Origin of the sequence: Synechococcus sp. R55.8 (genome assembly GCF_047461895.1) — a bacterium.
Lineage (GTDB): Bacteria > Cyanobacteriota > Cyanobacteriia > Thermostichales > Thermostichaceae > Thermostichus.
Window position 1 is genome coordinate 16,456 of sequence record NZ_JANSIB010000049.1, and the last position, 2,192, is coordinate 18,647.

At 56.7% G+C, this 2,192-nt stretch carries 3 protein-coding genes; all 3 read right to left on the reverse strand.

All coding sequences use genetic code 11. The annotated features are described in order from the left end of the window. Positions 1 to 7 precede the first annotated feature (7 nt). Positions 8 to 919 (reverse strand): homogentisate phytyltransferase, encoded by a 912-nt coding sequence (locus NW829_RS06670; protein ID WP_414416719.1) that lies wholly within the window; start codon positions 917 to 919, stop codon positions 8 to 10. Positions 920 to 927: 8 nt separating this feature from the next. Next, a complete protein-coding gene (locus NW829_RS06675; protein ID WP_414381600.1) occupies positions 928 to 1,416 on the reverse strand; it encodes a YceD family protein in 489 nt (162 codons plus the stop codon). A gap of 89 nt (positions 1,417 to 1,505) precedes the next feature. Further along, a complete protein-coding gene (locus NW829_RS06680; protein ID WP_414373859.1) occupies positions 1,506 to 2,117 on the reverse strand; it encodes a protein jag in 612 nt (203 codons plus the stop codon). Between the last annotated feature and the right edge of the window lie 75 nt (positions 2,118 to 2,192).

The following is a 2,192-nucleotide window of genomic DNA, read 5'->3' on the forward strand; positions in this document are numbered from 1 at the left end:
AAATGCTCTAGAAAAAAGAGAAAAAGGCCCAGGGATAAAGCAAATACTCCAAGTAAAACAACTTCCAGATCAGTTGATAATAGCCAACAATCGCCTCCCGACGGCTGAGATCCAGATGGACACCATAGCCCAAGAGGATCCCCAGCCCCAACACATGGCTCACCAACAGCCAGAGGCCGTTGCCCGCAAGGAGAAAAGAGATCCCCACCCCGATAAATCCCAGATAGCACAAGGCCAAAATGCCGATACAAAACCTTGAGATCCGCCCTGGCCCAAAGCGCAGCGAGAAGGTGGCAATGGCAAACTGGCGATCCCCTTCCATGTCGGGAATATCTTTGAAAAGGGCGATCACCAGCCCAAAAATCGACATAAACCCCGTCAGCCAAACAATCGCAGCCGAAAGCTCGACCCTTCCCTGCATCACCTGCTGAAAATGGCTGTAAAGGCCCAAATTGACGATCAAACCCCGCACGCTGTAGATGCAAGCCGAGGCTGCCAGCGGAAAACGCTTCAACCGCAAGGGGGGCAACGAATAGGCCGTGCCGATCCCATTGCTCAAAAGCACCGTCAGCAGCAGGTAGGGGATCCCGGCCATGGCCAGTAGGACGGACGCCGCTCCACAACCCACGACGATCCCCACCCCCTGTCGCCAACCCAGGGATCCAGCAGCCAAGGGCAAATGGGGTTTGTTGATGCGGTCGATTTCAACATCCGTCAGTTGATTCAAGCCGACGATGTAGACATTGGCCGCCAGACAGGCCGCCCAAGCCCAGACCAACTGGGGCAGCGCCGAGAGAACCGGTTGCAGGGATCCGGCAGCCACAAACCCCGCCAACAGGTAGAGGCCCACCACGCTGGCGCTGGTGCCGTAGACGGTGTGGGGTCGAGCAAAACGCCAGAGAACTTGTGGGCGCAACATCGAAAAAGCTAGGGAGAGTCTTCCAGGAGAGAAGCTAGGGCTGCCCAGCGGGGATCCGCCGTTGGTGCTGTAGCTTCCACCGCAATGCCCGGACAATCGGGACGGCAGGGCAACTGGCGGGGCATCTCCAAATGCAGGTGCTGGTACATCCAGTCTTCGACATCCAGCTCACCATTGGGGGGCAGGCTTTCCAGCAGATCTTCTTCGTCTTGCAGTTCCAGCTCCAAGGGGAGAGGTTCGGGATCCCGAATCAAAATGATCTCCTCAACTTCCAGGTGCAGCCGGTGGTTGAACTGCTGTAGGCAGCGGTGGCAGGTGAGGGTGACAATGGTACGAGCTTCAGCACTCACTTCGAGAAAATGGCCCCGATGGCTGACTTCCAGGGATCCCTCCACAGGGGTCAAACTCTCAAAGCCCGAAAAAAACTGCCTAAACTGCAATTCTTGGGTTTGACCGGGCATCTGCCGCAGATCCGATAGACGAATTGGCCTCAGCATGGCACCCCCCTTCACGCGTTTTGGGTAGCAGGGATCCCTGTCGTCACCGTAGCAAGAGGGCCAACTTGTTCCCAGCCCTCTGCCCACTCTCAAGATGGGGAAGCTGCCCGACGGATAACCAAGCGCCGGTCAGGCTCTTTGCCACGGCTAAAGGTTTCCAGATCGGCATAGGCAGGGTCATTCAAGAGAGTATGAATTTGCCGACGCTCGGCAGCCGAGAGATCGGGAAACTCGTATTCCCGGCCAGTGGCCCTCACCTTTTCCACAGCAGCGGCAACCAAAACCTTCAGCTCCTGCAAACGCCGCTGCCGATAGCCGTCCAAATCCAAAATGTAGGGCTGCTGCTGGTCTTCCGGCTGGTTCAGGTTGAGAAGGGTGTTGGCCAGGTACTGCAACGCATCCAGCACCACGGGGGAGCGATCCTCCTCTTGAGGGGAATCTCTGGAAGATGGAGAGGGCAAGGGGGGGGCTTTCGCCAACAGCAGCTGCTTCTGAGCTGGGGTCAAAGAGTCTGCCTCAATTTCCAGCACCTCCCCCACCACCCGCACCGCCGCTGGGATCCCCATAGCCGCCAGCACCTGCTGTAACCACTGCCTGGCTCGCTCTTGATTGGCCGCAAAGGTGGACTTGTTTGGCGAAGGGGCAACGGTTCCCTCAGATTTCTTAGCAGCAGATCCCGTAGAAGACTTAGGACGGCTCATCCTGGGCAGCTTCCAACTTTGAAGAGCATGACTCTAGTCAATAATAAGCTCAACTATACTGAAAATAATGTATAA

Excerpts from the sequence above, each read along its gene's own strand:
- NW829_RS06670 (WP_414416719.1), bottom strand. The coding sequence starts at position 919 with ATGTTGCGCCCACAAGTTCTCTGGCGTTTTGCTCGACCCCACACCGTC.
- NW829_RS06675 (WP_414381600.1), bottom strand. The coding sequence starts at position 1,416 with ATGCTGAGGCCAATTCGTCTATCGGATCTGCGGCAGATGCCCGGTCAA.
- NW829_RS06680 (WP_414373859.1), bottom strand. The coding sequence starts at position 2,117 with ATGAGCCGTCCTAAGTCTTCTACGGGATCTGCTGCTAAGAAATCTGAG.